The organism is uncultured Parabacteroides sp. (assembly GCF_905196875.1).
In the GTDB taxonomy this organism is placed as follows: domain Bacteria; phylum Bacteroidota; class Bacteroidia; order Bacteroidales; family Tannerellaceae; genus Parabacteroides.
In genome coordinates, this window is sequence record NZ_CAJJWO010000124.1 from 1 (window position 1) to 7,204 (window position 7,204).

8 protein-coding genes are annotated in these 7,204 nt (G+C 52.0%); 5 read left to right on the plus strand and 3 right to left on the minus strand.

Annotation, left to right across the window (positions count from 1 at the left end):
- Positions 1-141: 141 nt before the first annotated feature.
- The 3 genes from QZ076_RS21640 (at position 142) to QZ076_RS21650 (ending at position 3,746) form a co-directional block, all read left to right on the plus strand.
- The gene (locus tag QZ076_RS21640; RefSeq protein WP_293717184.1) at positions 142-510 is read left to right on the plus strand and encodes a hypothetical protein; all 369 of its coding nucleotides are present in this window, start codon (positions 142-144) and stop codon (positions 508-510) included.
- 187 nt (positions 511-697) lie between these two features.
- Entirely contained in the window at positions 698-2,905 is a 2,208-nt protein-coding gene (locus tag QZ076_RS21645; protein ID WP_293717185.1) for a DUF3987 domain-containing protein, read from the plus strand.
- 379 nt (positions 2,906-3,284) lie between these two features.
- Positions 3,285-3,746 carry an HU family DNA-binding protein gene (locus QZ076_RS21650; RefSeq protein ID WP_293717186.1) on the plus strand — a complete coding sequence of 154 codons (462 nt, stop codon included), beginning with the start codon at positions 3,285-3,287 and terminating at the stop codon, positions 3,744-3,746.
- A gap of 29 nt (positions 3,747-3,775) precedes the next feature.
- Here the strand turns inward: QZ076_RS21650 and QZ076_RS21655 are convergent, their stop codons facing one another.
- Entirely contained in the window at positions 3,776-4,000 is a 225-nt protein-coding gene (locus tag QZ076_RS21655) for a DUF4248 domain-containing protein (RefSeq protein ID WP_293717187.1), read from the minus strand.
- Between the two features lie 88 nt (positions 4,001-4,088).
- Between QZ076_RS21655 and QZ076_RS21660 the strand changes: the two genes are divergently transcribed.
- The gene (locus QZ076_RS21660) at positions 4,089-4,574 is read left to right on the plus strand and encodes a glucosaminidase domain-containing protein (protein ID WP_293717188.1); all 486 of its coding nucleotides are present in this window, start codon (positions 4,089-4,091) and stop codon (positions 4,572-4,574) included.
- 54 nt (positions 4,575-4,628) lie between these two features.
- Entirely contained in the window at positions 4,629-4,961 is a 333-nt protein-coding gene (locus QZ076_RS21665; RefSeq protein WP_293717189.1) for a hypothetical protein, read from the plus strand.
- 61 nt (positions 4,962-5,022) lie between these two features.
- On the opposite strand, the gene gldN is transcribed toward QZ076_RS21665, so the two are convergent.
- The gene (gldN, locus tag QZ076_RS21670; protein ID WP_293717190.1) at positions 5,023-6,108 is read right to left on the minus strand and encodes a gliding motility protein GldN; all 1,086 of its coding nucleotides are present in this window, start codon (positions 6,106-6,108) and stop codon (positions 5,023-5,025) included.
- 41 nt (positions 6,109-6,149) lie between these two features.
- On the minus strand, positions 6,150-7,204 hold a 1,055-nt coding region (gene gldM / locus QZ076_RS21675; protein ID WP_293717191.1), incomplete at its 5' end, for a gliding motility protein GldM.

The window sequence follows — 7,204 nt, forward strand, 5'->3', positions numbered from 1 at the left end:
TGAAATAAAGTTCTTCTGTTCGATCTCTGTGAAGAGCAACAACAGACAAAAACAAACCCCGGAGGATTCGTCTTCCGGGGTTTCGTCGTTAGCAAACATTCAAACATAAACATCCAACAAGATGAAAAAAAACAATCCTCTTTGGCAGTCTCTTCCTCATTGGAAGCGCTGCACAGTGAAATCGAACGGCTTCGCCGGATGAAACAAATTGACGGCAGACTGTCGCGTAGTAATGAACGGCTACTGAAGCATTATAAACAGCTCCTCAGGGAGTATCTCGGTGCCGCAGTGATCTATCCCGAAGACCGCCAGTATGTGCCCACGATGGAACATATACAGATCGCTTACGAAATGGGAAAGACGAATGACCGCCTGAAGAAGCGTACCGGTGAAACGCATGCCGGAAAGCTTCTCCATCTGATGTTCGATATCTTTGATTTTGAGGCCACACGGGGTACTATCCTGCGACATTACTATATGTCGGAAGAAGAGAAGAAAATCGGTAAATAAATTTTACCCCTCTCCGCATTAAAAACGACCGGATTGCCGAAGCTCTTGCCGTTGCCGGATGGGGCAGGCCTCTTCAGACAACCTTCAGACCTTTTGCAGCCGGTCTTTTTTAATGCCTTTTCCTGTCAGGAGGATTGTGTATCTTTCGAATATACAAACCGGCTTTATAGCCATAACACTTAGTATTATGAATACATCACCCTCCGTATCCTTTTTTGAGAGACTTTACCTACCGTCTTCCAACCCCCTGACCCTTGAAGAGATCATCATCCTGATCCGTACCCGCCGCTGGGAACGTGAAATAACCGCTTACCGCGCAGCCCTGGCTACCGGAAATAAAGAAGGAGCCGCGCAGCTGAAAACCCAACTGTCCGGTTTTACTCCGTCGGGACTATTCGACGGCGGCCACCGTGCCAACCAGTTGAAGGCCTACAGCCGTGTTATAGGCCTCGATTTCGACCATGTGCCCGACCCGGTTGCACTGGCCTCCCTTTTCCGTGGACTGGCCTTTACGTTGGCCCTTTTCGTCAGCCCCGGCGGGCAGGGACTGAAAGTGTTTGTCGCAGTCGATACCGGACGCGAACAACATGCCGCCGCTTTCGCAGCGGTGGCGGCCTGCTACGAGCAGGCCTCGGGCTTCACGGCCGACCGTGCCTGCAAGGATATCTGCCGCTGCTGTTACGTCAGCGACGATCCCGAAGCCTGGTATAATCCCGAAGCCGAAACCTTTTCCCCTGCCTCTGTCGCTCCCGCACAGGTGTTTGTACACAACTGGCTGCGCAGCCATCCCGCCCTCGAAGGTAACCGCAATCACACCGTCTACCGGCTCGGCTGCGAAGCCAACCGCCGTGGATTCAGTCGGGAGGAAACAGCCCGTTTTTGCGTACCCCTGTTGCATGTGTCCGACTTTTCCGAAGATGAAATTATGCAGGCCTTATCGTCTGCATATCAGGGTAATGCCTGCGAACATGATACCCGCCCGAATACCGGAAGGACACAAAAGGACAAAAAGGACACCGCCACAATTTCGGGCGAGGAACTACGCGAACGTACCCCTTTTCTACCAGAAACGATCACCGACGACCTGCCCTCTTTGCTGGCCGACGCCATCCGTTTCTATACCGACCGTCGGGAACGCGACATGGCTTTTCTGGCAGCCTGTACCGTTTTGAGTGCCTGCCTGCCGGGCGTGTGGGGTGTGTATAACCGCCGGCGTATTTATCCCCATCTTTTCACGGTCGAAGTGGCTCCCCCGGCTACCGGCAAAGGTTGTATCGACGATATGCGCCACCTGGCCGACCGTTATGCTTCGCTGATCGAGATAGAGACGAAGCGTAAGGAGGACGAATACCTGCAGGCTCTCGAAGAATGGGAGCTGAAGAAGACGGTTGCCCATCAGAAGAAACAGCCGGTAAAGGTGGCCGACGCCCCGCAGAAAGCTTCCGTCTGCTATTTCTTTATCCCCACCCAGATCACCAAAGCCAAGCTACTGGTGCATCTGGCCGAGAACGGGCCGCTGGGCGGTCTGATGGCGGATAGCGAGATCGATACCCTGATCGGCGCCACCCGGCAGGACTATGGCCAGTTCGACGATCTGCTGCGTAAGGCTTTCCAGCATGAACCTATCGCCTCGTCGCGCAAGACCGACAACGAGATGATCCGTATCGACCGTCCCTATCTGGCTGTTTTGCTGGCCGGTACGCCGGGACAGTTCTCGCGGTTGGTACCGGATGCGGAAAATGGCTTTGCCAGCCGTCTGCTGCTCTACACCTGTCGGGGCCAGGCGGTATGGCAAGACGTATCGTCGGCAGGCGAAGCGATTCATTTCGACAGCTATCTCGGCTCGTTGTCCGAACGGGTCATGGAGATTGCTTTAGCGTTGCGCAAGCGTCCTTTGCAGGTGTTGCTCACCCTGGAGCAATGGCAGGAGCTCAACCTTCATTTCGGCCGTCTGCTGCACGAAACGGATGTGTTTGGCGACGAGAGTTTCCTGGGTGCCGTGAAGCGTCACGGCCTGATGGCTTACCGCCTCTGTATGATCTTCACGGCTCTCTCGGTAGCCTCGCTCGATTACGGAGTGGATAAGCAATATTGCAGTGCCGCGCATTTCCGTGCCGCCCTGGCCATCGTGGATGTCTGCCTCGAACATAGCCGCCTCTTGATGACGCAGCTGAGGACTTCCGACGAGACACCCGAACTATCCTGTCCGGATTATTTCCGCCAGATCTTCGACCGCCTGCCTGCCGAGTTCAATCTCTCCGACCTCTATGCGCTCACCCAGTCGGTAGGGATCAGCGACCGCACCGTCCGCCGCCATCTTTCGCGTCTGGAGCCGGCCTACATCACCCGTCTGTCTCCCGGCCTCTATCGTAAAACGATCACCCCCGCCGCCTGAAATTGTGGCGGTGTCCTTTTTGTCCTTTTGTGTCCTTTGCTCTTTCAAATATCTATTAATCAGATGTCTACCCTATAACGAAACCTGCAACACCCTATAACCTACGAAGGAATACCCTATAGGGTGGTGGGGGATACGTTATAGGGTTATTATAATACAATAGCTTCGGCTGAACACATTGGTCGGGAGAAAGGCTTGGTGGAAGGTGAGGCGAAAGGTCTGACAGAGGGGCTGCTTCTTGTCTTGTTTTTCCTCCTTCTTCCCTATCCTTCCACTCTCCCCTTCTCCTTCCGCTGCTTTCCGCTAGCCGGGCGGGGCTGGTTGTATCTTTGTTATGTGATTAATAAACAAGATGTTTTACTTAAAAAACTAACTGATTATGCCAGCAAAGTACACATTAGTGTTGCGCAAGGACATGCGCAAAGGGGCTGCGGAAGACAGCAAGTTGTATTATGCCAATGCGAAAGCGGCGGGTACCTGCGGGATGTATGAATTATGCGACCTGATTTCGCTGTCGTCTACCGCCTCACCGGGTGATGTGCGGTTGATTCTCGACTCGCTGATCGAGGTGATGAAACGTAGTCTGGGGAAAGGGGAGGTCGTACAGGTGGGCGAACTGGGTAATTTCCAGTTGCAGTTCGGTAGTACCGGTACGGCAACGAAGAAGGAGTTCAACCAGGCATTGATCAAAAGCAAGCGCATCGTGTTCCGTCCCGGTAAGCTGTTGCGCGATTCGATCAACAACTATTCCTTTGAAAAGATCCCTGAACCGTCCGACAACACAGGCGGCGGTGAAGGCGGAGGGGGCGGTGGCGAAGACGATCGCCCGGTCATCGAGTAGGCACAGGAGAGATAAGGGGGAGAGCCGTTTTAAGGCTCTCCTAGGTGGCCGACGATATAATCTTTCTGTCTGGGTGTCAGATATTTCTTTCCGGGGTGCCAACCGGATGTTTCCAGTTCGTCGACGAGCTTGTCGCTTACGCGTACCCATTTCAGTAGCTGCATCGTGGCACTTTTCTGAGAAATATTGGGAAAATATTGCAGGGCGAGCTCACCCCATCCCCAGACCCTGTTCTGATTGAATGAATTTTCCATATCGTTTGTTATTGAAGGTTTACATGCCTTGAATTTACAAAATATACTGCTGATATACAAATAAATAACCCATAAAATGATAGATAAAATGGATAAACAGGTACAGTATTTGCAAGCCTGTCTGCCGGCAGCCGAAAAGGCCGGTTGGACGTATGACATGAACCCGCTGATGATCCTGGCGCAGGGTGCGTTGGAGAGCGGATGGGGCACTTCGCATTTGGCGACGAAACATCATAACTATTTCGGTATCATGGCCTATGGCGCGTCTAACGGTTATTGGCACGGGGGAAGGGCTACCCTGGAAGGGGTGAACGGGAAGCATTATTTTCGCGAATATGGCGGGGCTGAGTTTTCTTTCCTCGACTTTGCCCGCCTGATCCGTACCGGCTACCGTCGTGCCTGGAGCTTCAGCCGCCAGCCCGAAGCTTATGCGAAAGAGATCGCCTACAGCCCCTACATCAGCGAGCAGAACGGTGACAACCGTGAACTGTATCGCCGTAACCTTGTTGCCATTTACGAAAAGATCGTGACATTAAAAGACATGCATGATTGGATGCAGGGCAGGGCGGCGTAGGGGCGGTTGGCGAACCGCCCTAAATAGTATTATTGACAATAAACATTTACGACAATGAACAAACTAAGACAAATCTTGCAATTTATCAGAGCCCTGCTGGGCTTTTTGTTGAACCTGAAAAAGAAGGAGACAAATGGGAAAAAAGAAGAAGTGGCTATGCCGGACAATCAGCCGGAAGTGGTTCGTGTGGTACCTGGTGATACTGGGAATGACGGCCTTGTGGGCGGACCATACCGAAATCGTCCTAGCCTCGATCGGAGCGTTGCTGACACTCTCGGGATGCGGAAACGGTTCCGGGGAGAATTCCGGCAACAGCTTGCCATCACAGCCGGATACGCGTTGATGTTGTATGCAACCGGGAGTTGGTTGCTAAAGATGATGGGGTGAAACAGAAAGAGGCTGTTAATTCTGTTAACAGCCTCTTTTGTGTTCTTACGGGAACGATATTTTATCTTCTGCGACGTACGCTGCGAACCGGAGAGGACTTCTCGGCTTTCGGAGCTTTTGTCTTGACTGTCTTTTCTTTGACTGCCTTTTCGGTAGTGGCTCCTTTCTGTCCGCGGGCTGAGGCTTTAGTTGCCTTCTTAGCTGCTTTCGGGTCTTCTACCTGGGTTGTGTCAGGCTGGAACCAGAGAGACTTTTCAAAGGCTACCAGTTGTCCTTCGATACGATCCTGCTCTCTTTTCAATGAGTCCGGAGTAGGGCAATAAGCCTGCAACGGCAAGTTCATCAGGTTTTGTGTCTTGATGATATCTCCTTCGAACATACGGCGGCGGAAATAATCATCGATGGTGAACGTCATGGCATTGTTGATGTTGGACGTCATGATGAATGCGGTGTTGATATATGGACGGATACTTTCGTAAGGAACCCAGAACATCGGCATGGTGACTTCACCCACATCACCCGAACTTGTCATGATCGGACAGATGGCCAGTGTCTTTACATCGAAGACGGAGTTATTCTGGTCGAAATACCAAGCCTCTTTTACGTAATAACTACGAACGGTTTCAGAAGGTATGTCGCTTTCGTTAATGACGAATGTGGTTCCTTCGGTTCCTCTTCCGGGCACCTCTTCGTAATAGATACCGAAGCTGTCGAGCATCTTTTTCAGGTCTATCTTATTGCCTTCGCTGAAATCTTCGTAACCGTCTTCATACTGGTATGCATCTATTTTGCCTTCGCTGATCAGACTGAAGATGATGGAGAAAAGGTTCATCTGTCCGTTCATCGGAGTAACCGGATAATATAGCGGAGCGTTCTTTTCCTTCATCAGGTCTATCTGACGTAGCATGACACGCATCCAGCGGGCGTTACCCACTTCCTGTGTCATACGCTCGTTCATATCCTGTGCCCGTACGGTCAGTTCGGGCATACCGGTGTCTTTTTTATCAGAAGCCCGTTCTCCGCGGGTGGCCTGCGGGCTTCTTCTTGCCCGTTGCTGGGTGTTGCCTGTTTCTTCCTGAGCCTGAATCGAGGTGGCTGTGAAGAACAGAGCGCTTGCAATTGCCAGTATGTAATAAAAACGTTTCATATTTTATATTTGTTATGAGGGCGGTTCGCGAACCGCCCCTACTAATTTACAATGACTTCGATCGGTGTGAGGGTACGTTCCAGACCATCGGGGCCTTTGGCTACTACACCTCTAATGAAAAAGCGTTTGCCTCTTGTCAAACGACGTATCCTGTCTTTCTGGCCGTCCGAGAAGCTAGCACCCTGAGATACTTCAGGTATGGCATTTCCCATAGAGTCGAAGAAGAGCAGTTCGAAACGTAATACGTTAAATTTGATGTTCAATATATCGTCATCGATAGCAGCCTGCAGGACTTCTGTTTCGACCAGGTTACGCTTGGTCATGTTACCGCCGCGGAACTTACGCACGTTGCCGTTCTGATCCTTATACTCGATGTATGGCATCGGGTCGGGCAGGGCACGTACACGGAAGGTGTTCTTTGCCATTTCCACACTGCGGCCGTCGGCCATGCGTGCGTTGACGGATATGACGGCGTCGGTTCCCACTTTCGACGGACGGGCTTCCCAGATATCGCCTTTGCGGGTCAGGGTTCCGTTGGTCATGGTAGCCGTAATGTTTCCGCTCGGTACACCCGGAACGGCGATACGCATATCATTGGCGATACCGGCATATAATACGTTCATCAACAGCGGTGCAACGGTGGCACTCGGTTCGGTCACGAAATATTCGCTTTCGAAGTTTTGGCGCATTACGCTACCGTCGTTGTTAGGCATTTCGATATATCCTTTGATCGGATAGGTGCCCGGGGTACCTGCCACTGCGGTGAACAGGCCATGGCTGTCTTCCGGCAGTTCCTTTCCGTTGACAAAAACGGTAGGACGCTTGGTTGAGTCGACGGCCGACAGGACGATGTTCGCTTTATATTGGCTTCCGCGCATCACGATCTGGCTTTCAGGTATTACCTGGGCTCTGATCTGGTTTACACGGTAGTCGCCTACATCGACGCTGCTCAACAGGTTGTTCAGCACTTCGCCTTCCGCATAACGGACATCGCTTTGCAATTTGGTCAGCAAAGTAACGGCAGCAGCTACCGGCATATTTTCAAACAGAGCCTCTTCCCAGCTGCGGGTATTGATACCGGCCTTGTGGGGAGGGG